This is a genomic window from Stenotrophomonas sp. Bg11-02 (assembly GCF_002836635.1).
Classification (GTDB): domain Bacteria; phylum Pseudomonadota; class Gammaproteobacteria; order Xanthomonadales; family Xanthomonadaceae; genus Stenotrophomonas; species Stenotrophomonas lacuserhaii.
Map to the genome: position 1 here is coordinate 258722 of NZ_PJAY01000060.1, position 20441 is coordinate 279162.

Genomic DNA, 20441 nt, shown 5'->3' on the forward strand with positions numbered 1-20441 from the left:
CGCGGTCCGGCATAATCAGGGTATGAACGCCCAACCCGTCCAGGACCTCCCCGAGTTCGCCACGTGGCTGAACGCCGCGCCCGCCACCCTGAGCGAGCTGCGCGGGCAACCGCTGGCCCTGCTGTTCGTCAATGCGGCGTCGGCATGGTGCGCGCAACGCCTGGCCGAAGTGGCGAACTGGCAGTCGCGCCATCCCGGTCGGCTGCAGGTGCTGGTGCTGCAGGTGCCGCGTTTCGATTTCGAACGCGACGAAACGGCCAGCCTGAAGCTGCTGCGCCGCCAGGGCCTGCACTCGGTCGCGCTGCTGGACAGCGACTGGGACGGCTGGCGGCGCTTCGGGGTGACGGCCTGGCCGACGATGGTGCTGATGGATGTCTACGGCCGCGAAAGCAGCCGCCTGGTCGGCCTCGGCCAGCCGGGCGAGCTGGACCGTGCGCTCAACGAACTGTGCGGCAACCTGCAGCCGACACCGTTCGAAGCACTGCGCGAGCTGCGCCCCGAGCCGCGCCTGCCGCTGTGTTTCCCCACCGGGCTGGCGGTCACCACCGAGCGGCTGTATATCGCCGACAGCGGCCACCACCGCGTGCTCGAATGCACCCATGGCGGGCGCGTGCTGCGCCAGTTCGGGCAGGGCACGCCGGACTTCATGGATGGCGGGGCGCAGGACGCAGCCTTCAACCGGCCGCAGGCGCTGGTGGTGGAACGCGAGTCGCTGTACGTGGCCGACACCGGCAACCATGCCCTGCGTCGCATCAACATCATCACCGGCCAGGTGGACACGCTGTGTGGCAATGGCCGGCCGGGCGAACTGCGCGACGGGCAGGTTGACGACCCGCGCAGCGTGGCGCTGAACCACCCAGCAGGGCTGGCCCTGGCGGACAATGAACTGCACGTGGCGATGGCCGGTGACAACCGTATCTGGAGCTATCATCTGGGCCAGCGACGACTTACCCGGCGCGCCGGCAGCGGCGCCATCGACCAGCGCGACGGCAGTGGCAACGTGGCGGCCTTCGCCCAGCCGACCGGACTGGCCGTGGTGCAGCAGGCGCTGTACGTGGCCGATGCGCTGGCCTCTTCGATCCGCTGCGTGCAGCTGCGCGGCGACCTTGTGCAGACGCTGATCGGGCAGGGCGTGTGGAACCACGGCAGCGAAGACGGTCCGCGTGACCGGGCCAGCCTGCAGTTCCCGCAGGCCATCGCGCTCAGCCCGGATGCACCGCTGCTGTGGATTGCCGATGCCGGCAACGGTCGCCTGCGCACCCTGCGACTGGGCGGCGGCGAACTGGTCACCCAGGCCTTGCCCCGCCGGCTGCACGGGCCGGCCGGCCTGGCGGTCGGATCCGGTGCGGTCTGGATCGCCGAAACCGATGCCCACGCCGTGCTGCGCTTCGACCCCGCCAGTGGCGTGCTGAGCGACGTGCCGATCACCGAATGAACGCTGTACCCGCTTTCGATGGCAAGGCCTTCGCAGCCGCGCTGAGCACCGCGCCCGGTGTCTACCGCATGTACGCCGCCGACGATGTGCTGTTGTATGTCGGCAAGGCGCGCGCCCTGCGCAACCGTGTCGGCAGCTATTTCAACGGCAGCCCGAAGAACGCGCGGATCATGTCCATGCTGTCGCAGATCGTGCGCATGGACGTCACCGTGACGCGCTCGGAAAGCGAAGCGCTGCTGCTGGAAAACCAGCTGATCAAATCGCTGTCGCCGCGCTACAACGTGTCCCTGCGCGACGACAAGACCTATCCGCACGTGCTGCTGACCCGCGAGGCGTGGCCGCGCATCGCGCTGCACCGCGGGCCGCGCGCCGTACCGGGCCGCTACTTCGGGCCCTATCCGGGGGTCACTGCGGTGCGCGAAACGCTGAACCTGATGCACAAGCTGTTCAAGCTGCGCAGCTGCGAGGACAGCGTGTTCAAGAACCGCTCGCGGCCGTGCCTGCAGTACCAGATCGGCCGGTGCAGCGCGCCCTGCGTGGATCTGGTGGCGGCCGAGGATTACGCCGAAGCAGTGCGCCGCGCCTCGATGTTCCTGGAAGGCAAGAGCGATGAGCTGACCCGTGAGCTGGGCGAGCAGATGCAGGCGGCCAGCGAGTCGCTGGAATTCGAGCAGGCCGCACGGCTGCGCGACCTGGTCAAATCGCTGCGCAGCATGCAGACCCGCCAGTACGTGGACGGCCGCGCCGCCGACCTGGACGTGCTGGCGGTGGCCACCCGTGGCGCGCAGGCCTGCGTGATGCTGCTGGCCTTCCGTGACGGCCGCAACATGGGTACGCGCCCGTTCTTCCCGCGCACCAATGGCGAAGACAGCCCGGAAGAAGTGCTGGGCGCGTTCGTGTCGCAGTACTACGTGGAATTCGAGCCCCCGCGCGAGATCCTGCTGGATCGCGAAATCCCGGATGCAACCCTGCTGGAAGCCGCGTTTTCCGCGTCCTCCGAACGCCGCGTGCAGTTGAAATGGAACGTGCGTGGCGAACGCGCGGGCTACCTGGAACTGGCCAGCCGCAACGCGCAGCTGACCCTGGCCACCGAACTCAACAGCCGCGATTCCCAGCATGCGCGCAGCGAGGCGGTGCGCGAGATGCTGGGCCTGGCCGAGCCGGTCAAACGGGTGGAATGTTTCGACATCAGCCACACCATGGGCGAGGCCACGGTGGCGTCGTGCGTGGTGTTTGATGCGGCCGGGCCGGTGAAGGCGCAGTATCGCCGCTTCAACATCAGCGGCATCGAACCCGGCGATGACTACGCCGCCATGCGCCAGGCGATCGACCGCCGTTTCCGCCGGGCGGTGGAAGAGCAGGGCGTGCTGCCGGATGTGCTGCTGATCGACGGTGGCGCCGGCCAGCTGGCGCAGGCCCAGGCCGCACTGGCCGATCTGGGCGTGGAAGGCGTGCTGCTGGTGGGTGTGGCCAAGGGCGCCGAACGCCGCGCCGGGCACGAAGCGCTGGTGCTGCCGGACGGACGCGAGCTGCGCCCCGGCGCTGCCTCGCCGGCGCTGCAGTTCATCCAGCAGGTGCGCGACGAGGCGCATCGGTTTGCCATCACCGGGCATCGCGGCCGCCGCCAGAAGGCCCGCATGACCAGCAAGCTGGAAGATATAGCCGGTATCGGGCCGCGCCGCCGCGCCAGCCTGCTCAAGCATTTCGGCGGACTGGTCGGCCTGAAGGCGGCCGGCGAGGCGGAAATCGCCAAAGTGGAAGGCATCAATGCTGCCCTCGCTGCGCGTATCTACGCTAACCTTCATGGACTGCCCGAGCCGAATGCGGCGGGCGAGTAGAGATTACCGATGACGTTGACCCTCCCCACCTGGCTGACCCTGCTGCGGATCCTGATGATCCCGGTGCTGGTGCTGGTGTTCTATCTTCCCTACACGTGGACCAACTTCGCCTCGGCGGCGCTGTTCGGCCTGGCGGCGATCACCGATTGGCTGGATGGCTGGATCGCGCGGCGCTACCAGCTGGAATCGGCGTTCGGTGCGTTCCTGGATCCGGTGGCCGACAAACTGATGGTCGCCGTGGCGCTGTTCCTGATCGTGCAGGGCCATCCCACGCCGTGGATGGCGTTCTGGGCGGCGGTGATCGTGGGCCGCGAAATCGCCGTTTCGGCACTGCGCGAATGGATGGCCGAACTGGGCCAGCGGGCGAAAGTGCGCGTGGCGGTGATCGGCAAGGTGAAGACCACCGCGCAGATGGTCGCGCTGCTCTGCCTGCTGTATTCAGTGGCGCCGAACACCCCGGTGGAGGACATCTGGATGGGCCCGCCGGTGTTCCACATGGGCGACTGGACGCTGGCGATCGCTGCGGTGCTGACCCTGTGGTCGGGCCTGCAGTACCTGCACGCGGCGTGGCCGAGCCTGCGCGCCGATGAGCGTGCGGCACGCGAACGCGCGCGCCTGAAGAAGGGCGGCTGAAAGCGGTTGACACCGATGTGAAGACAGGTAAAATGCCGCCTCCCAAGCGGGAATAGCTCAGTTGGTAGAGCGCAACCTTGCCAAGGTTGAGGTCGCGAGTTCGAGTCTCGTTTCCCGCTCCAGAATCTGAAAAGAGGCCGAAAGGCCTCTTTTTTTTGTGCCGGCGGAAGCGGCTGGCGTCCCCCCGTCCTTGACACCGGCGACAGGCCGTGTAGAATGCCGCCTCCCAAGCGGGAATAGCTCAGTTGGTAGAGCGCAACCTTGCCAAGGTTGAGGTCGCGAGTTCGAGTCTCGTTTCCCGCTCCAGGTTTTGAAGAAGAGGCCCACGCGGTCTCTTTTTTTTGCCTGTATTCGAAGGTGCGCTGCGTGCGTGATTGCTGCGATCGGAGAGCTGAACAGGCTTGACGAGATGAAGGAATTTCGACACAATATCGCTTCTTCGGCGCAGGTCGAAGAGATTGCGGGAATAGCTCAGTTGGTAGAGCGCAACCTTGCCAAGGTTGAGGTCGCGAGTTCGAGTCTCGTTTCCCGCTCCAGTTTTACCGGGCCCCGGAAGGGGCTTTGTTTTTCTCCCGCACCGGCCGTGCGGGGCGATGCTTCCGGAAGGGAGTGGCGCAGCGGAAAAGCAGCGTTTTGAAGCGTGAAAACGCTGGTGTGGTCCCGGGTCTTCCGGTAGCATGTCGGCCTCACGCGGGAATAGCTCAGTTGGTAGAGCGCAACCTTGCCAAGGTTGAGGTCGCGAGTTCGAGTCTCGTTTCCCGCTCCAAATCCCGACAGGCCCCGACAGGGGTTTCGTCTTACCAGGATCGCATTCCTGGTAGCTGTACACCGGCCTGGTGGCAGAGTGGTTATGCAGCGGCCTGCAAAGCCGCGTACGCCGGTTCAATTCCGACCCAGGCCTCCAACGCTTCATGCAGAAAGCCCGCCAATGGCGGGCTTTCTGCTATCTGCTCAACCGGTAGCTGCAACGCGCCGCATCACCCCACGCCCATCGCCAGCAGCGCCCGGCTGGTCCGCATCGTGCGGTCGGCCATGCCCTCCGGCGTGGCCTTGCTGGTGCTTGATCCCAGGTTGATCCGTCGGCTTACACCCAGCAGGTCATCGCGGTCGGCCAGTGCATTGAGGCCGGCGTCCTGCCACCACGCCGCAGCAGCCAACGCACCCACTTCCGGTGATTCCAGCAGCTCGGGCTGTTCCTCCAGCGGCAGGCCAAGCAATTCGCCGATGCGGCGATAGTTGTCGCGGCCGGTCAAGGCGATCGGTCCGCGGCCGCGGTAGCGATACCCATCGCCACTGGCCTCGTCGCGGTTGCCATTGCGGTTGGCGTACACGCGGTTGGCCAGCCGCTCCGGCTTGCGTACATACTGCGGCTGCTCGGCCTCGGACAGGCGCCGGCCGAATACTTCACCGATGCGTTTGCGGCTGTACGAAAGGTTTTCCTGCAGGTGCTGCAGGCTCAGGCTTTCATGGCCGATCTGTGCCAGGAAATGCGCGATCCGCCGCGGGGTGGTGATGTCGAAACGTTGCATCGCCTCGTTCAGCGGCGCGGTCCAGCGCTGGGCCAGCGCCAGGGGGCACATCAGGATCTGCGAGAGCAGGGCGGCGTTGATCATCAGTCACTCCACGGGCTGGCGTTGGAAGGTGTGCACCAGATGAGCGCACCATCGCCCTGCAGTGGCCTGCAATCCAGTAGCGGCCGGCCGCGCGCTGCGCCGCAGGGGGCAGCCAATGCGTGGTCCGCAAACGGCCACGCGCATTACGGCATCCCGCGCAGCCCCTTATGCGGCGGCTGTCGTCACAACTGCGACGAATCTACATAGTGGCGGCCTTGCTGGGTCAGGTCGATGTCGCCGTCTTCGCCCTGTGCGGCAAGTCCCGCTTCAACCGCCCAGTTGGCGTCTTCCTGCGCAACCGGGCGGGTGGCCTGTATGTCTTCCAGAATGCGTTGCTGCTGCGCGGTCAACTGCATGCGCGTGTTCTCCGTCTGGCGATTGAAGGTTTCAGCCTACGCAAGCGCGGTGAGGAGCGCGTCGGGACACGTCGCAGGACGCCACACGGACCGGGCGATCGAGGTGAATGATTCAGTGAGGTTCGCGGAATGTGTCTGCTGTATCATTGACGCGTAGATAAAAGCATGTCTAATTCATAGGCATCGTGTTGCCTCGCTGGATGCCCCCGCATCCCCGCTGCCACCGATTTCGTGGAGGTCGTACATGGATTACGGCAGACAGGATCTGGCCGACCAGGTTCGCGACGAGCTGCAGGACAGCTACCAGCGGCATGGATGCGGCCCGGAGTTCTGGAATACCTACCAGCAGGTGCTGGCGCGGCTGGTACCGGAGGGGCGTGAGCGCACCCAGGTGACCAACGACATGGCGTTGCTGATCGAACAGCTTGGCATCGTCCGGCGCGCCCAGCTGGTGCCGCCGGCGGACCCGCCATCGCGTTGATTCAGCCTGCCAGCGCGGCACCCAGCACGACCAGTCCCAGCAGCAGGCTCAGCAGTCCCAGCAACGCAAGCGTCCGCTGCCGTATCCACTGCGGCCGATGTCCGGCCAGTCGCTGCGGGCTGATGTGCTGGATGAGCCCGGGGCCCAGCCCTGCCGCCCGTTGCGATTGCTCACAGGCCACCGCGCAGGCACCGCAGTCCAGGCAATCGGCCTGCGGGCCATCGCGCACGTCCAGCGTCATCGGGCAGGCCTGCACGCAGCGTCGGCAGTCGGTGCAGTCGCCCAGCCGATCATCGGCGAAACGGGGCATCGGTCCGGCCAGCTGCGGATGGGCCCAGCGGAATACGTAATCCTGTGCGGTGCCGGGATCGAGCAGGCCGCGTCCGCGCTGGGCGATGCTGCCACCTCCTGGCCGCCTTGGCCCGCGCGGCTCGCCACGAGGCGCCAGGTACAGCATGCGCGGGGTATGTCCATCGCGCAGCAGCGGCTGCAGACGCGCGAAGGGACACAGCAGGCGGCAGACATGCCGGCGCAGGAAACCGGCGTTTCCCCATGTAGCCACGGTGTAGAAGACGATCCAGAACGATTCGAAGCCGTCCAGCCGCAGGGCGACGGCGCGGGCCAGCAGCGACTGGATGGGAGTGAACAGGCCGACGAAGCTCAACGCAGTCCACAGCGCGATGCCGATCCAGAGCGCATGGCGCGCGATCGGCTCCGCAGGGGACTTGCCAAGCAGGCGCCGCGTGCCGCGTTCCACCCAGGCGAACAGCGTGCTCCACACGGTCTGCGGACAGGCATGCCCACACCACAGGCGGCCGGCCAGGTGCGTGCACAAGGCCAGCGTCACCGCCAGCACCGCCAGCGCCCCCAGCAACAGGCCGGCCTGGCTGGGCCACAGGGTCAGTCCGAACACATCGAAGCGGCGCTCCACCACGTCCAGCAGCACCGCCTGGCGGCCGTCCCAACGCAGCCACGGAAGGGCGTGGAAGCCGATCAGCAGCACGACCGGCAGGGCCGTTCGGGTCCATGACGGCAGCGTGGGCGGATTCATCCCAGCGGCACCTCGTCGTCGTCTCCATCGTGCGCCGATGCCGGCCGCAGCAGGTAGCAGGTGGTGGCGCTGGACAGGCTGGTGATCCCCCAGAACATGAAGAACCCAAGCGTGTAGCCCAGCCCGCGGCTGATGCCGTGGCCGGGGAAGCTGATATCGCGCAGGCGCAGCGGATCGACGAAGGCGAAGAACACCACGCACGCCAACGCCGCGGTGATGAAGCCTGGCCAGAGGATCGCGCCCAGCGCGGGCAAGCGTCGCCCTGGGGGCCAACGGGCATGGGCGGGGCACTGTCGGGGCATGGGTCACATTCCGGCAGGAGGGCGGTTGGGAGCCGACAGGAGCAGGGAGCGTCCCACCGGCAGCGGCCACTGTAGAAACCGCCCACGCCGGTGTCCTTGATCCTGATCAAGCGGGCGTTGTGGAGCCCGGTGCGATCATGGGCCATCAGATCCACGCCGATTCCATGGACACCCTGCCACTGCCGCTCCCCGTAGCCTCCCCCGACCTGTGCACCGAAGCGGAAGTGACCCGTCTGGTGCACGACTTCTATGCGCGCGTACGCGACGAACCCCGGCTGGGTCCGGTGTTCACCGCGCACGTGCAGGACTGGCCGACCCACCTGGCGCAGCTGGTCGATTTCTGGTCGGCCCTGCTGCGCGGCACCCGGCGCTTCCAGGGCTCGCCGATGTCCAAGCACATGGCCATCGATGACATGGACCGCGATCTGTTCGACCGCTGGCTGGTGTTGTTCCGGATGACCTCGGCGGAAAGTGGCAACCCGGAGATGCAGCGGCTGGCCGATGACATCGCCGCGCGCATCGCCGATACGTTCTGGAAGCGCTACCGGATGCTGCGCCTGCCATCGATCGGCCTGCCGATCCTCGGCTGATCGGCCTGGATTGATCTGGGTCAAGGCGTCTGCGCGCGGGCGCAGGCACGCTGCAGGCATGGACACGTACTCACCTGTTGAAGGCGGCCTGGCGTGGTGTTTCGACGCAGCGACCCTGCGCCGGCATGACAAACCGGGTCCGCGCTACACCTCCTACCCGACCGCGCCGCATTTCCATGAGGCATTCGGCGAGACCGACTTCACCGCCGCCTTGGCACGCAGCAACGGGCAGGCACGCGCGTTGTCGTTGTACGTGCATGTCCCGTTCTGCAGCAGCCCGTGCTTCTATTGTGGCTGCAACCGGATCATCAGCCGCGACCGCAGCCGTGGCCATGCTTACGTAGTGCGGGTGCTGGCCGAGGCCGACCTGGTGGCTTCGCACATCGACCCGTCCCGCGAGGTGATCCAGCTGCACCTGGGCGGCGGAACGCCCAATTTCCTCACCCGCGAGGCGATGACCGAACTGCTGCAGGGCCTGCGCAGGCGCTTCCGACTCAGTACCTCCGCGGCGCGCGATTTCTCCATCGAACTCGATCCGCGCTTCATCGACCGCGACGACGTGGCCCTGCTGGCCGAACTGGGATTCAACCGGGCCAGCCTGGGGGTGCAGGATTTCGATCCGGCGGTACAGGCATCGATCAACCGCCTGCAGGGCGTGGAGCAGACGCTGGATATCCTGCAGGCCTGTCGCGACCACGGCATGCGCTCGGTCAACGTGGACCTGATCTACGGCCTGCCCGGACAGAACGAACACGGCTTCGGGCGCACGCTTGAGCAGGTGCTGGCACTGCGCCCGGATCGGCTGGCGGTCTACGGCTATGCGCACCTGCCACAGCTGTTCCGCGCGCAGCGGCAGATCGACGAATCCCGTCTGCCGGCGCCGGAGCAGAAGCTGGCGCTGCTGGGGCTGGCGGTGGAGCGGCTGCTGCAGGCCGGCTACCAGTACATCGGCATGGACCATTTCGCGCTGCCGGAAGAAGACCTGTCGCGTGCCCAGCGCGCCGGCCAGCTGCACCGCAACTTCATGGGGTACACCACCCATGCCGATACCGATCTGCTGGGCCTGGGGGTCAGCGCCATCAGCACGGTGGCCAGCAGCTACAGCCAGAACCCGCGAGACCTGCCGGCGTGGGAGGCGGCGGTCGATGCCGGGCATCTGCCGGTGTGGCGCGGCGTACAGCTCGACCAGGACGACCTGCTGCGCGCGGAGATCATCCAGCAGCTGATGTGCCACGGCCGCGTCGATGCGGCGGCCGTGTGTGCCGCGCGCGGTATCGTCTTCGAAGCGTACTTCGCCGATGCGCTGGTGCAGCTGCAGGCGCTGCAGGCCGACGGGCTGGCCGAGCTGGACGAGGGAATGGTGCGTGCCACCGAAGCGGGGCGCCCGCTGCTTCGCCTGTTGGCGATGTGCTTTGACCGCTACCTGTCGCGGCCGGGACAGCCGGCGCGTTACTCGCGTGCCCTGTGAGGCATCGGGGGGGTGCTGGCAAGCGGATCTGGTGCCCGGAGCCGGGATCGAACCGGCAAGACCTTGCGGTCGGCGGATTTTAAGTCCGCTGCGTCTACCAGTTTCGCCATCCGGGCCGCGCGGCATAGGGTGCACCACGGGGCACGAATTTGGAATGGCGGCGCGCGTGCGTGGAACCGTGACCAGATGCGCGGTATGGGCCGCTCAGCTGTCAACAACGCGTTGTTCATGCCATATTCGGCTTTGTAAGGGGCCAAGGAGTGACCATGTCGTTGCACGCGATTGCCTACGTCAGCCAGGCCCGTCTGGAGCTGCCACCGCAGGAGCTGGATGCGTTGCTGGCCGATGCGACGGCGTTCAACCGGATGGCCGGTGTCACCGGCGTGCTGATGTTCGATGGCGAACGCTTCCTGCAATACCTGGAAGGCCCCCGTGATGGCCTGGATTCCGTCTACGGCAGGGTCCTCAACGCCAGTCGCCACCATGGCGTACGGCAACTGGCCGCGGCAGTGGTGGGCACGCGCCGGTTCCCCCACTGGACCATGGCCAACCGGCGGATCGATCCGCTGACGATGAGCCACATCATCGACGCACCCTGGACGGGCATCAGCGCCGACCGGCCCACAGCCGAGCAGGGGCTGGCGCTGCTGCTCCGCAGCTGGACCGGCGGCGATGGCGAGCTGGAGCCTGCGGCGGTCAGCCTGGGCTCCTGATCACGGGCGTGGTCAGCGCCGGGCATGGCGGTTACCCTTGTGCCTCTTTGAGTTGGAGGCGGGTGCGCAATGGAACGATCGAGCCGCATCGCGCAGCAGGAAGGCTTCGCATGAGCGTCCCGGTTTCGGCCGCTGCGTCGCCGCGTCCTGCGATCATCGGCCTGGGATATGTCGGCCTGCCCCTGGCGGTCGCCTTCGGGCGGTTGTTCCCCACCCTGGGCTTCGATATCGATGCCACACGTGTTGCCGAACTGCAGCAGGGCCACGACCATACCCTGGAACTGGAGGACGGCGAGCTGGCGGGCGCACCGCTCCTGCGCTGTAGCGCCGATGCGGCCGAACTGGCGGCCTGCAACGTCTACATCATCACCGTGCCCACGCCGATAGACGCGCATGAGCAGCCCGACCTGGGCCCGCTGCGCTCGGCCAGCGAACGCGTGGCCAGCGTGCTGAAGGCCGGCGACCTGGTGGTGTATGAGTCCACCGTGTACCCCGGCACCACCGAAGAAGTCTGCATTCCCCTGCTGGAAGCGGGTTCGGGATTGCGCTTCAACCAGGACTTCTACTGCGGCTACAGCCCCGAACGGGTCAGTCCGGGCGACCGCACGCGCCGGCTGGCCGACATCCGCAAGATCACCTCCGGTTCCACCCCGGAGGTCGCCGCGATCGTGGACGCGCTGTATCGCCGGATCATCACCGCCGGCACGTTCCCCGCACCGTCGATGCGCGTGGCCGAGGCGGCCAAGGTCGTGGAGAACATCCAGCGCGACGTCAACATCGCGCTGGTCAACGAACTGGCGCTGATCTTCGACAAGCTCGGCATCGATACCCAAGACGTGCTCGACGCAGCCGGCAGCAAGTGGAATTTCCTGCCGTTCCGGCCCGGCCTGGTCGGCGGGCATTGCATCGGCGTGGATCCGTATTACCTGCTGCACAAATCCGAGAGCGTGGGCTACCACCCTGATCTCATCCATACCGCGCGCCAGGTCAACAACCGGGTCGGCGCGCACGTGGCCGAGCGGGTGCTGTCGCTGCTGGCCGAACGCGGCCGTTCCCCGGCCCAGGCCCGCATCCTGGTGCTCGGCGTGACGTTCAAGGAAGACTGCCCGGACCTGCGCAACAGCCGTGCGCTGGAACTGGCCGAACAGCTCCAGGCCAGTGGTGCGCGGGTGGATGTGCACGATCCATGGGTGGGGCCGGCGGTATTGGCGGACACCGCGGTGCACTGGGTCGCCCGTCCAGAACCCGGTGCCTACGATGCGCTGGTGCTGGCGGTGGCGCACGCCGCGTTCCTGGACATGGATGCGGCACGGATCGCGGCCCTGCAGGCACCGGGCGGCATCGTCTACGACGTCAAGTCGGCGTGGCCCCGTGCTTCGGTGGACGGCCGCCTGTAAGCGGCTGGCGCGGCGTCGACGCCGTCGCGGGTAGACTGGTCGCAGCCATCCTGAAAGGAACGCCATGCACCGCTACCTGGCCTACGCGCTCGCCATCATCCTGTTCCCGGTCTGCCTGTGGCTGGCCACATACTGGGTCGCCTGGTACTGGGGGGTAGGGCTGACGGCCGCACTGGTGGTGCTGGGCACCTGGGACCTGCTGCAGTCGCGCAGCACGTTGCGCCGCAACTATCCGGTGCTCGCGCATTTCCGTTACGGGCTGGAATCGATCGGCCCGGAGATCCGCCAGTACTTCGTGCAGAGCGACCTGGAAGACGTGCCGTTCTCGCGCCAGCAGCGCGCGCTGATCTACCAGCGCGCCAAGAACGAGATGGACGTGGTGCCGTTCGGCACGCTGCGCAGTACCTACGCGGTGGATTACGAGTGGATCAACCACTCGCTGGCGCCCACCAGCATCGGTCACAGTGATTTCCGCGTGCTGATCGGACCCAACTGCGCCAAGCCCTATTCGGCCAGCGTGTTCAACATTTCCGCCATGAGCTTCGGCTCGCTGTCGGCCAATGCGATCCGCGCGCTCAACGAAGGCGCGCGGCGCGGCGGCTTCCACCACGACACCGGCGAAGGCTCGATATCGTCCTACCACCGCGAGAAGGGCGGCGACCTGGTGTGGGAAATCGGCTCGGGCTACTTCGGCTGCCGCCATGACGATGGCAGCTTCAGCGAAGAGCGCTTCGTCGCCAATGCGACCACCGATCAGGTCAAGATGATCGAGATCAAGCTTTCCCAGGGCGCCAAGCCGGGCCACGGGGGGGTGTTGCCGGCGGCCAAGGTGAGCGCGGAGATCTCCGAGACCCGCGGCGTGCCGATGGGCGTGGACTGCGTGTCGCCCTCGCGGCACTCCGCGTTCTCCACGCCGATCGAACTGCTGCAATTCGTCGCCCGCCTGCGCGAGCTGTCCGGCGGCAAGCCGGTCGGCTTCAAGCTGGCGATCGGCCATCCGTGGGAGTGGTTCGGCATCGCCAAGGCGATGAGCGAGACCGGCCTGCTGCCGGACTTCATCGTCGTCGATGGCGCCGAGGGCGGTACCGGCGCGGCCCCCGCCGAGTTCGTCGACCATGTCGGCGTGCCGATGCACGAAGCGCTGCTGCTGGTACACAACACGCTGGTCGGCCTGGACCTGCGCGATCGCATCCGCCTGGGCGCGGCGGGCAAGATCACCAGCGCCTTCGACATCGCGCGCATCATCGCGCTGGGTGCGGACTGGTGCAATGCCGGGCGTGGTTTCATGTTCGCGCTGGGCTGCATCCAGTCGCTCAGCTGCCACAGCGACAAGTGTCCTACCGGTATCGCCACCCAGGATCCATCGCGCTGGCGCAGCCTGGACCCGACCGACAAGGCCGAACGCGTGCACAACTACCATCGGCATACCCTGCATGCGTTGAAGGAGCTGCTGTGCGCGGCCGGACTGAATGATCCGGCCGAGCTGGGGCCGGAACACATCCTGCGCCGGGTATCGCCGGTTGAGATCCGCTCGCTGGCTTCGCTGTACCGCTACCTGGCCCCGGGCGAGCTGCTGCGCCAGGTCCCGGACCATGCGGTATTCCACGATTACTGGGCCGATGCGCGCAGTGATTCGTTCCAGCCACCGGCACGGATCCAGGCGCTGCGCGCGAGCAAATCGCGGTGAGCGTGGAAGCGCTGCCGCGCTTCCGTGGCGGTCGCGGCGACGATGCGCCGGCGCTGTGGGCACTGCGCACGCGGTGCGTGCGCGAACTGTGCCGCAGCCACTATCCGCCGGACGTGATCGCGCGCTGGTCGGCTTCGCCGCCGCCACCGCGTTATGCGGGGCTGATCGCCGAAGCAGGCTGCGTGGTGGCCGACGACGCGCAGGGACAGTTGCTCGGCTACGGGATCCTGGTGCTGCAGGACAACGAAGTCGATGCGCTGTTCGTCGCCCCGGAGCAGGCCGGGAAGGGGCTGGGCCAGGCCGTGCTGCAACAGCTGCTGACCCTGGCTGATCCGCAGCGCGACGTGCTGCTGTCGGCCTCGCTCAACGCGGTCGCGTTCTACCAGCGTGCCGGCTTCCTGGATGAAGGGGAACAGGCATACCCGCACCCCAGTGGCATCACGCTCGCAGCCAGGCGCATGCGCCGACCGGCGATGTCAGCGCGTCGCTAGCCAGTGCATCACGCCGTCGGCCGCCCGTTTGGCGCTGGCATAGCAGGCGGTCAGCAGGTAGCCCCCGGTGGGGGCTTCCCAGTCCAGCATCTCGCCTGCGCAGAACACGCCCGGCACTGCCTTCAGCATCAGCCCGGCATCCAGCGACGGCAGGGTCACCCCGCCGGCGGTGCTGATCGCTTCGGCCATCGGCCGCGGGCGCTGCAGCTGGATGGGCAGGCGCTTGAGGGTGGCGGCAACTGCGGCGATGTCCTGCCCGGCGTCCTTGCCCAGCACCTCGAACAGCAGCGATGCCTTCACCGCATCGACGCCGGTCTGCCGGCGCAGGTGCTCGCCGAAGCTGCGACCCTTGCGCGGGCGCGCCAGGTCGGCCGCCAGGCGGTCCTGCTCGCGTCCCGGCACCAGGTCCAGCCACAGGGTTGCGCTGCCATCACGATTGATCGTCTCGCGCAGGTCGGCCGACAGCGCGTAGACCAGGCTGCCTTCGATGCCGTACTCGCTCACCACGCATTCGCCTTGATGATGCCGCGGCGCGCCGTGCAGGTCGTTCCAATGGGCTACCACGGACTTCAGCGGCGTGCCGGCATGGCGCTGTACGAACCACGGGGTCCATGGCACATCGAAGCCACAATTGGCCGGTTGCAGCGGCGCAATCGCCGCACCGCGGGCCTGCAGCAGGGGAACCCACGCACCGTCCGATCCCAGCTGCGGCCAGCTGCCACCGCCGAGCGCGAGCAGCGTGGCATCGGCGTGCACCCGCTGCTCGCCGTTTTCGATGGTGAAGCGCAGCGCGCCGTCGGCGTCCCAGCCGTGCCAGCGATGCTGCACGTGGAATCGGACGCCTTGTTCCTTCAGCCGGCGTACCCAGCCGCGCAGCAACGGGGCCGCCTTGCGGTCCACCGGGAATACCCGCCCGGAACTGCCGACATAGGTCTCTACACCAAGGCCGGCGGCCCAACGTCGCAGCGCGTCGGCATCGAACGCGTCCAGCCATCCGGCGACCGCCGCGGTCTGTTCGCGGTAGCGGCTGTCGAACAGCGGACGGGGGTCGGAATGGGTCAGGTTCAAGCCGCCCTTGCCGGCGATCAGGAATTTCCGCCCGGGCGAGCCCTTGGCTTCGTACAGATCCACCGACAATCCTGCCGCGCACAATTGTTCGGCGGCGAACAGGCCTGCCGGGCCGCCACCTACCACCGCCACGCGCGCGGGCGGGCCGGATTCAGCGGGGCTGGACATCAAGCAGCTCGACATCGAACACCAGCGACGACCCGGCCGGAATCGGCCCTACGCTGCGCTGTCCGTAGCCCATGTCCGGGGTGATCATCAGGGTGCGCTTGCCGCCTACCTTCATGCCGGCCACGCCTTCATCCCAACCCCGGATGACCTGGCCACCGCCGAGATCGAACGAGAACGGCTCGCCCCGGGTCACCGAGCTGTCGAAGGTCTTGCCATGCTTGTCTGCTGCGCGCTCGTCGTAGATCCAGCCGGTGTAGTGCACGGTGACCTTGCTGCCCGGCGTGGCGACAGCGCCGGTGCCGGGCTGGGTATCGATGGTTTCAAAGGCGGCGATGGTCCCACCCGGCGGCGGGCCGGAAGGCGCGCACGCGGCAAGGGCCAGGGACAGCAGCAGGGGAGCGAGCAGGCGGCGCATGGGCGGCATCCAAATCGAAGGGATGCAAGGGTAGCGCATCGCGCTGGAAACGGAGGCCGCGCCCCGCCGTCCCTACCGTGCGCCGAGGCCGCCCGGCGCGCCGCCGCGCTGCCCTGGAACCACGACATGGCCCAGGGTGACCAGATGAAAACGCTCAAAACGTGGCACAACCGCATTGACCAGCGTAATGCCGTTGTCGAAGGGGTGGATCACGTTGTAGCCGGCAACCAGCCCGTCTGATTCCAGGGCCTGCGCGAGCTGCTGGACCTGTGCCTCCACCGGCCCTGCCGGCCGCTCTTCCAACGAGACGGTGATGATCGGCTGGCTCGCCAGGCGGTCTTCGATATCCATGCGGGCGCTGGGCTGCAGCCGCGGCCATTGCTGCAGCAACTGCACCGGATGGACGGACGCCGCCCGACCCGCGCGTGCCGGGGTGGCGTTGCTGGCAAGCGCCAGATGCGACTGCAGCAGCTCGTGCAGGGCCCTGCGTGCGGCGTGGGCGGGATTGAGTGAAGCGCCAGCGCCATACGGGCGTGCGTGGTCATGGCAGAGGTGCGCGACGGCCAAGCAGCTGGTGATGCCTGGCGTGCTGGAAATGTCGAGCAGGCAGATATCGGCATCCACGCACAGTTTGACCTGGCGATACAGATCAGCGACATCAGCGGGCAGGCCCGCAGGACCGACCACGCGCAGTGCTTCGTCGGCGGCGTGGAAGAAGTGGGTGAGCAGGAACATCGAGATGGCATCGCGCTCGGCGCATTCGTTCAGTGCGTGCAGCAGCGCTTCGTCCAGACTGCCACCGATCGCCGTGCCGCTGTTGCTGGCATAGCGGCGCAGGGGAGCGTAGTCAAACGTATCCGCGGCCAGTGGTGCATCGGCATAGGTGGGTGCGGAGAGCGCAACCGGATAGTGGAAGTCCGTCGCGCCGACCAGGCCGGTGTAGCAGCGCGTGGCGATCGTTTCCTCGATCTGGTCGAACAGCAGCGCGCCGGGCAGGTAGCCGGTGAGATCAGGACCGAGCAGCGCGATCAGGTCCTCCACCGGGCGCACCTCAGCCCCGTGCGCGGCATGGCGATCCATCAACAGGTGCTCCATGGCCTCATACAGCGAGCCGACCGCTGCCGCCTCACGCGCGCCTTTGCCCCATCCGCCGGTCAACAGCACACCATCGGCGTCGTGAAGTTCGGTCAACGCAGCGCACGGCGACTGCCCGGTAAAGCTGGTGACGGGCCGTATATCGAGACTGTCGAACGCTGCCTGGATGCGCTGGGCAGCATCGGACAGGCTGAAATGTCGTTCCTCGGGAATGCTTGTGTTCATTGTCTGCACGCGTCCGCAGGAGGGGGCTTGTGGCGATACCGCTTGCGAACCGGCACCGGGCTTACGGTCCAGTCCGGTGTCGAAGTGACTGCGGGTGCGAAGGCTGCAGCCCGAAAGCGGGAGGGCTGCAGCGCTTTCACTCAGCCCGGGGTCAACCCAGCAGCGCGATTTCCTGCGCATTGAGCTGCAGGTCGGCGACCTGGATGGCGCCGGTGATCAGGAACGGAATATTGAAGATGCCCATGGTGTTTCCTTTGAAAGGATCGCCGCCGTTTGCGGCAAGGCAAGGGTCTCAACCCGGCAGACGCACAGGCATCATCCGCTGCAGCGCAACGGCGTAGGAGTAGTCCGTGGCCTTATGATGGGCACCATGTCGAAACTCCTGCTCAACCTGCGCCACGTCGGCGATGACGAGTACCACGATGTGTGCACGCTGCTGGACCAGCACCGCATCGCGTGGTATCGCACCGAACCCAGCCCCTGGGGCATCTCCAACGGCGGCCTATGGATCGGCGATGACGAAGACCATCCACGCGCCCGCGAGCTGATCGGCGCCTACCAGGCGCAGCGCAGCGTGCGCATGCGCGCCGAGCGCGAACAGGCCCTGCAGGACGGCAGTGCGGAGACCTTTGGCAGCCTGCTGCGGCGTCGGCCCGGGTTTGTCGTACTGGTGCTGCTGGGCATGGGGGTGGCGGCCGCGCTGGTGCTGCTTCCGTTCATGCTGCTGCGCGGCTGAGCAGGCGCGCAGCGGGTAAAATGGGCGGATGATCGCCAATACCGCTGCCTACCACTTCGTCACCGTTGAAAACCCCCAGCAACTGGCCGACCAGCTGCTGGCGCGGGCCGAGGCCGCTGGGCTGCGGGGCAGCATCCTGGTGGCGGGCGAGGGGCTGAACCTGTTCCTGGCCGGGGCGCCGGCTGGAATCGACGGCTTCTATTCAGCCCTGCAGGCTGACGACCGCTTCGCCGGGATGCGGGTCAAGACCAGCTTCAGCGAACACCAGCCCTTCGCCCGGCTGAAGATGAAGGTGAAGGACGAAATCATCAGTTTCCGCCGCGATGACGGCCAGCCGCTGGCGTATCCACGCGCCCCGGCGATCGACCCGGCCACCGTGCAGCGCTGGCTGCGCCAGGGCCACGACGATGCCGGAAAACCGGTGGTGATGCTCGACACGCGCAACCTGCAGGAGGTCGAATTCGGCACATTCCAGGATGCGCTGGTGCTGCCGATCGAGAAGTTCACCGATCTTCCCGCAGCGCTGGCACCGCACCGCGACGCGCTGAAGGACAGCACCGTGGTCAGCTTCTGCACCGGCGGCATCCGCTGCGAAAAGGCCGCGCTGTGGATGCGCAACGACGGCATGGAGAACGTGCTGCAGCTGGAAGGCGGCATCCTGGGCTACTTCGAGGAAGTGGGCGGGGAAGGCTACGACGGCCGCTGCTTCGTGTTCGACGAGCGGGTGGCGTTGGATGCACAACTGCAGCCCTTGGTGGACCAGCCGCTGCCGGAGCCCAAGCCCAGCGCGTTCTGACTCTGCGCGGTAGCTCCGAGCCATGCTCGGCGGCTAGCGATGGGGCAACGTGGGATCCGAAGCAGGGGCCGCCGAGCATGGCCCGCCGAGCATGGCCCGGCGCTACCGGGGGTTCACGGCATTGAGGGCCACGGGAATCAGCGTCCCGCCATCGGCACTGGCAAGCGTGTCCGGCCATCCCCATACCGTGGGCATCTCCTCATGGAATGCCTGCCTGATGATTCCCTTGTCGATCCTCGACCTGGCCCCGGTCTGCGAGGGCAGTGACACCACCGCCGCCTTCGCCAACATGCTTGAACTGGCCCAACAGGCCGATGCGCTGGGCTACCGCCGCTTCTGGCTGGCCGAGCACCACAACATGCCGGGCATCGCCAGCGCCGCCACCGCGGTGCTGATCGGCCATGTCGCCGGTGGCACCCAGCGCATCCGGGTCGGGGCTGGCGGCATCATGCTGCCCAACCACGCCCCGCTGCAGGCCGCCGAACAGTTCGGCACGCTGGCCTCGTTGTATCCGGATCGCATCGACCTGGGGCTGGGCCGCGCGCCCGGTACCGACCAGCCCACCGCCCGCGCGCTGCGGCGCTATTTCGACAGCGCCGACCAGTTCCCGCAGGATGTCCGCGAGCTGCTGCATTACTTCGAACCGGCACAGCCCGGGCAGGCCGTGCAGGCAGTGCCGGGGGCTGGCCTGCGGGTGCCGGTGTGGATACTGGGCTCCAGCCTGTTCGGCGCGCGCCTGGCCGCCTCGCTGGGCCTGCCGTACGCCTTCGCTTCCCACTTCGCCCCCGATTCGATGGACGAGGCGCTGGCGGTCTACCGCCGTGATTTCCGTGAATCGGCCACGCTCAAGCGGCCGCATGCGATGTTGGCCCTGAACGTGGTGGCCAGCGAAAGCGAAGCCGAATCGCGGCGGCTGTTCACCAGCCAGCAGCAGAGCTTCGTCAATCTGCGACGCGGCAATCCCGGCCGGATCCCGCCGCCGGTGGACGACATCGATACGTTCTGGCAGCCGCATGAAAAGGTCGGCGTGGAGCGTGCGCTGGCCTGCACCGTGCTGGGTGACGCGCAGCAGGTGGGCGAGGGCATCGCCGCCTTCGTCGAACGCCACCAGCCTGACGAACTGCTGTTGACCGCGAACATCTACGACCATCGCGCGCGCCTGCGTTCGTTCGAACTGGCCATGCAGGCCTGGCACGCGCGCCACGCTGCCTGAATGACGCGCGTACGCCACCACGCGCGCTGAACATCCACCTCACGCGGCGTTGCACGGCGCTCGCGTGAGATGGAGCTCTACCAAGGAGCAACTCATGAACGCAGATCGCCAGCAGCACATCACCCAGCTCGCCGCCCTGATCAAGGATGTCGAGGTGGCGATGTTCACCACCACCGGCGTCGATGGCCGCCTGTACAGCCGCCCGCTGGGCACCCAGGAAGTGGAATTCGACGGCGACCTGTGGTTCGCCACCTCGGCCGACAGCCCGAAGGTGGCCGAGATCGCACTCAATCCGCGGGTCAACGTGGCTTATGCCTCGCCTTCGAAGAACAGCTACGTGTCCGTCGCGGGCACCGCGCGGATCGTCGACGACCGGGCGAAGATCGATGCGTTGTGGTCACCGGCGATGAAGCTGTTCTTCCCGGAGGGCAAGGATGATCCGAACCTGCGGCTGATCCACGTCCAGGCCGAATCGGCCGAATACTGGGATGGCCCGGGTACCCTGCTGGGCAAGGCGCTGAGCTTCGTGCTGTCGGCGGTGCAGGATGAGCCGAGCCGGCTGGGCGACAACGGGTTCGTCGACCTTCGTTGATCCCCGGTCTGCTGTGTCGAGCAAGCTCGACACTACGGTCTGGTCGGCAGTCGTTCTGTAGTGTCGAGCTTGCTCGAC

The 20441-nt window shown here is 67.3% G+C and carries 21 protein-coding genes and 6 tRNA genes; 19 read left to right on the forward strand and 8 right to left on the reverse strand.

All coding sequences use genetic code 11. The annotated features are described in order from the left end of the window. Positions 1–22: 22 nt before the first annotated feature. The 8 genes from CXG43_RS11350 (at position 23) to CXG43_RS11385 (ending at position 4810) form a co-directional block, all read left to right on the forward strand. Positions 23–1435, forward strand: a complete 1413-nt coding sequence (locus CXG43_RS11350) for a hypothetical protein (RefSeq protein ID WP_101100039.1) — start codon at positions 23–25, stop codon at positions 1433–1435. After that, entirely contained in the window at positions 1432–3273 is a 1842-nt protein-coding gene (gene uvrC / locus CXG43_RS11355) for an excinuclease ABC subunit UvrC (RefSeq protein ID WP_042614197.1), read from the forward strand. The genes CXG43_RS11350 and uvrC overlap by 4 nt, the downstream gene beginning before the upstream one ends. A 9-nt stretch (positions 3274–3282) precedes the next feature. Further along, on the forward strand, positions 3283–3906 hold the full coding sequence (pgsA, locus tag CXG43_RS11360) for a CDP-diacylglycerol--glycerol-3-phosphate 3-phosphatidyltransferase (protein WP_042614198.1): 624 nt from the start codon (positions 3283–3285) through the stop codon (positions 3904–3906). A gap of 46 nt (positions 3907–3952) precedes the next feature. Then, positions 3953–4028 (forward strand) — tRNA-Gly (locus tag CXG43_RS11365). 108 nt (positions 4029–4136) lie between these two features. After that, a tRNA-Gly gene (locus CXG43_RS11370) sits at positions 4137–4212 on the forward strand. A gap of 154 nt (positions 4213–4366) precedes the next feature. After that, positions 4367–4442, forward strand: a tRNA-Gly gene (locus tag CXG43_RS11375). A 154-nt stretch (positions 4443–4596) separates the two neighbouring features. Continuing rightward, positions 4597–4672 (forward strand) — tRNA-Gly (locus tag CXG43_RS11380). 64 nt (positions 4673–4736) lie between these two features. After that, a tRNA-Cys gene (locus CXG43_RS11385) sits at positions 4737–4810 on the forward strand. 73 nt (positions 4811–4883) lie between these two features. On the opposite strand, the gene CXG43_RS11390 is transcribed toward CXG43_RS11385, so the two are convergent. Both CXG43_RS11390 and CXG43_RS19290 read right to left on the reverse strand, forming a co-directional pair. Then, positions 4884–5519 carry a glycoside hydrolase family 19 protein gene (locus tag CXG43_RS11390; protein ID WP_101100040.1) on the reverse strand — a complete coding sequence of 212 codons (636 nt, stop codon included), beginning with the start codon at positions 5517–5519 and terminating at the stop codon, positions 4884–4886. A 182-nt stretch (positions 5520–5701) separates the two neighbouring features. Next, a complete protein-coding gene (locus CXG43_RS19290) occupies positions 5702–5875 on the reverse strand; it encodes a hypothetical protein (RefSeq protein ID WP_182655478.1) in 174 nt (57 codons plus the stop codon). 244 nt (positions 5876–6119) lie between these two features. Here CXG43_RS19290 and CXG43_RS11395 point away from each other — a divergent pair, with 244 nt between their 5' ends. After that, positions 6120–6356, forward strand: coding sequence for a hypothetical protein (locus tag CXG43_RS11395; RefSeq protein ID WP_042613007.1), 237 nt, complete (start codon positions 6120–6122; stop codon positions 6354–6356). A gap of 1 nt (position 6357) precedes the next feature. On the opposite strand, the gene CXG43_RS11400 is transcribed toward CXG43_RS11395, so the two are convergent. Both CXG43_RS11400 and CXG43_RS11405 read right to left on the reverse strand, forming a co-directional pair. Further along, positions 6358–7407 (reverse strand): 4Fe-4S dicluster domain-containing protein, encoded by a 1050-nt coding sequence (locus tag CXG43_RS11400; RefSeq protein ID WP_101100041.1) that lies wholly within the window; start codon positions 7405–7407, stop codon positions 6358–6360. Then, complete coding sequence (locus CXG43_RS11405; protein ID WP_101100042.1) at positions 7404–7709, reverse strand: hypothetical protein; 306 nt, start codon at positions 7707–7709, stop codon at positions 7404–7406. The genes CXG43_RS11400 and CXG43_RS11405 overlap by 4 nt, the downstream gene beginning before the upstream one ends. Positions 7710–7873: 164 nt before the next feature. On the opposite strand from CXG43_RS11405, the gene CXG43_RS11410 reads away from it, so the two are divergent. Then, positions 7874–8299 carry a group III truncated hemoglobin gene (locus CXG43_RS11410; RefSeq protein WP_101100128.1) on the forward strand — a complete coding sequence of 142 codons (426 nt, stop codon included), beginning with the start codon at positions 7874–7876 and terminating at the stop codon, positions 8297–8299. Positions 8300–8357: 58 nt separating this feature from the next. After that, positions 8358–9767, forward strand: a complete 1410-nt coding sequence (gene hemN, locus CXG43_RS11415) for an oxygen-independent coproporphyrinogen III oxidase (RefSeq protein ID WP_101100043.1) — start codon at positions 8358–8360, stop codon at positions 9765–9767. A 29-nt stretch (positions 9768–9796) separates the two neighbouring features. Here the strand turns inward: hemN and CXG43_RS11420 are convergent. Then, positions 9797–9883 (reverse strand) — tRNA-Leu (locus CXG43_RS11420). A 150-nt stretch (positions 9884–10033) separates the two neighbouring features. On the opposite strand from CXG43_RS11420, the gene CXG43_RS11425 reads away from it, so the two are divergent. The 4 genes from CXG43_RS11425 to CXG43_RS11440 all read left to right on the forward strand — a co-directional run bounded on the left by CXG43_RS11425 (position 10034) and on the right by CXG43_RS11440 (position 14055). After that, the gene (locus CXG43_RS11425; protein ID WP_101100129.1) at positions 10034–10480 is read left to right on the forward strand and encodes a BLUF domain-containing protein; all 447 of its coding nucleotides are present in this window, start codon (positions 10034–10036) and stop codon (positions 10478–10480) included. Between the two features lie 110 nt (positions 10481–10590). Beyond that, entirely contained in the window at positions 10591–11877 is a 1287-nt protein-coding gene (locus CXG43_RS11430; protein ID WP_101100044.1) for a nucleotide sugar dehydrogenase, read from the forward strand. A gap of 64 nt (positions 11878–11941) precedes the next feature. Then, complete coding sequence (locus CXG43_RS11435) at positions 11942–13564, forward strand: FMN-binding glutamate synthase family protein (protein WP_101100045.1); 1623 nt, start codon at positions 11942–11944, stop codon at positions 13562–13564. Positions 13565–13566: 2 nt separating this feature from the next. Next, a complete protein-coding gene (locus CXG43_RS11440) occupies positions 13567–14055 on the forward strand; it encodes a GNAT family N-acetyltransferase (protein WP_232767760.1) in 489 nt (162 codons plus the stop codon). On the opposite strand, the gene CXG43_RS11445 is transcribed toward CXG43_RS11440, so the two are convergent. From CXG43_RS11445 to CXG43_RS11455, 3 genes are all read right to left on the reverse strand, one after another. Next, positions 14041–15291 (reverse strand): TIGR03862 family flavoprotein, encoded by a 1251-nt coding sequence (locus tag CXG43_RS11445; protein WP_101100046.1) that lies wholly within the window; start codon positions 15289–15291, stop codon positions 14041–14043. The genes CXG43_RS11440 and CXG43_RS11445 overlap by 15 nt on opposite strands. Further along, a complete protein-coding gene (locus tag CXG43_RS11450; RefSeq protein WP_101100131.1) occupies positions 15275–15706 on the reverse strand; it encodes an FKBP-type peptidyl-prolyl cis-trans isomerase in 432 nt (143 codons plus the stop codon). Before CXG43_RS11450 ends, CXG43_RS11445 begins: the two co-directional genes overlap by 17 nt. A gap of 72 nt (positions 15707–15778) precedes the next feature. Beyond that, positions 15779–17026, reverse strand: coding sequence for a YcaO-like family protein (locus tag CXG43_RS11455; protein ID WP_157825152.1), 1248 nt, complete (start codon positions 17024–17026; stop codon positions 15779–15781). Positions 17027–17396: 370 nt separating this feature from the next. Between CXG43_RS11455 and CXG43_RS11460 the strand changes: the two genes are divergently transcribed. The 4 genes from CXG43_RS11460 (at position 17397) to CXG43_RS11475 (ending at position 20363) form a co-directional block, all read left to right on the forward strand. Continuing rightward, positions 17397–17762, forward strand: coding sequence for a DUF6164 family protein (locus CXG43_RS11460; protein ID WP_101100048.1), 366 nt, complete (start codon positions 17397–17399; stop codon positions 17760–17762). 28 nt (positions 17763–17790) lie between these two features. After that, on the forward strand, positions 17791–18558 hold the full coding sequence (locus CXG43_RS11465) for a sulfurtransferase (protein ID WP_042613016.1): 768 nt from the start codon (positions 17791–17793) through the stop codon (positions 18556–18558). Positions 18559–18775: 217 nt separating this feature from the next. Beyond that, the gene (locus tag CXG43_RS11470; protein WP_101100049.1) at positions 18776–19771 is read left to right on the forward strand and encodes an LLM class flavin-dependent oxidoreductase; all 996 of its coding nucleotides are present in this window, start codon (positions 18776–18778) and stop codon (positions 19769–19771) included. Between the two features lie 94 nt (positions 19772–19865). Beyond that, complete coding sequence (locus tag CXG43_RS11475) at positions 19866–20363, forward strand: pyridoxamine 5'-phosphate oxidase family protein (RefSeq protein WP_101100050.1); 498 nt, start codon at positions 19866–19868, stop codon at positions 20361–20363. Positions 20364–20441: the final 78 nt, after the last annotated feature.

Excerpts from the sequence above, each read along its gene's own strand:
- CXG43_RS11460 (WP_101100048.1), top strand. The coding sequence starts at position 17,397 with ATGTCGAAACTCCTGCTCAACCTGCGCCACGTCGGCGATGACGAGTAC.
- CXG43_RS11465 (WP_042613016.1), top strand. The coding sequence starts at position 17,791 with ATGATCGCCAATACCGCTGCCTACCACTTCGTCACCGTTGAAAACCCC.
- CXG43_RS11350 (WP_101100039.1), top strand. The coding sequence starts at position 23 with ATGAACGCCCAACCCGTCCAGGACCTCCCCGAGTTCGCCACGTGGCTG.
- CXG43_RS11405 (WP_101100042.1), bottom strand. The coding sequence starts at position 7,709 with ATGCCCCGACAGTGCCCCGCCCATGCCCGTTGGCCCCCAGGGCGACGC.
- CXG43_RS11390 (WP_101100040.1), bottom strand. The coding sequence starts at position 5,519 with ATGATCAACGCCGCCCTGCTCTCGCAGATCCTGATGTGCCCCCTGGCG.
- CXG43_RS11455 (WP_157825152.1), bottom strand. The coding sequence starts at position 17,026 with ATGAACACAAGCATTCCCGAGGAACGACATTTCAGCCTGTCCGATGCT.
- CXG43_RS11445 (WP_101100046.1), bottom strand. The coding sequence starts at position 15,291 with ATGTCCAGCCCCGCTGAATCCGGCCCGCCCGCGCGCGTGGCGGTGGTA.
- CXG43_RS11470 (WP_101100049.1), top strand. The coding sequence starts at position 18,776 with ATGATTCCCTTGTCGATCCTCGACCTGGCCCCGGTCTGCGAGGGCAGT.
- CXG43_RS11400 (WP_101100041.1), bottom strand. The coding sequence starts at position 7,407 with ATGAATCCGCCCACGCTGCCGTCATGGACCCGAACGGCCCTGCCGGTC.
- CXG43_RS19290 (WP_182655478.1), bottom strand. The coding sequence starts at position 5,875 with ATGCAGTTGACCGCGCAGCAGCAACGCATTCTGGAAGACATACAGGCC.
- CXG43_RS11425 (WP_101100129.1), top strand. The coding sequence starts at position 10,034 with ATGTCGTTGCACGCGATTGCCTACGTCAGCCAGGCCCGTCTGGAGCTG.
- CXG43_RS11435 (WP_101100045.1), top strand. The coding sequence starts at position 11,942 with ATGCACCGCTACCTGGCCTACGCGCTCGCCATCATCCTGTTCCCGGTC.
- CXG43_RS11410 (WP_101100128.1), top strand. The coding sequence starts at position 7,874 with ATGGACACCCTGCCACTGCCGCTCCCCGTAGCCTCCCCCGACCTGTGC.
- pgsA (WP_042614198.1), top strand. The coding sequence starts at position 3,283 with ATGACGTTGACCCTCCCCACCTGGCTGACCCTGCTGCGGATCCTGATG.
- CXG43_RS11450 (WP_101100131.1), bottom strand. The coding sequence starts at position 15,706 with ATGCGCCGCCTGCTCGCTCCCCTGCTGCTGTCCCTGGCCCTTGCCGCG.
- CXG43_RS11430 (WP_101100044.1), top strand. The coding sequence starts at position 10,591 with ATGAGCGTCCCGGTTTCGGCCGCTGCGTCGCCGCGTCCTGCGATCATC.
- CXG43_RS11395 (WP_042613007.1), top strand. The coding sequence starts at position 6,120 with ATGGATTACGGCAGACAGGATCTGGCCGACCAGGTTCGCGACGAGCTG.
- uvrC (WP_042614197.1), top strand. The coding sequence starts at position 1,432 with ATGAACGCTGTACCCGCTTTCGATGGCAAGGCCTTCGCAGCCGCGCTG.
- CXG43_RS11475 (WP_101100050.1), top strand. The coding sequence starts at position 19,866 with ATGAACGCAGATCGCCAGCAGCACATCACCCAGCTCGCCGCCCTGATC.
- hemN (WP_101100043.1), top strand. The coding sequence starts at position 8,358 with ATGGACACGTACTCACCTGTTGAAGGCGGCCTGGCGTGGTGTTTCGAC.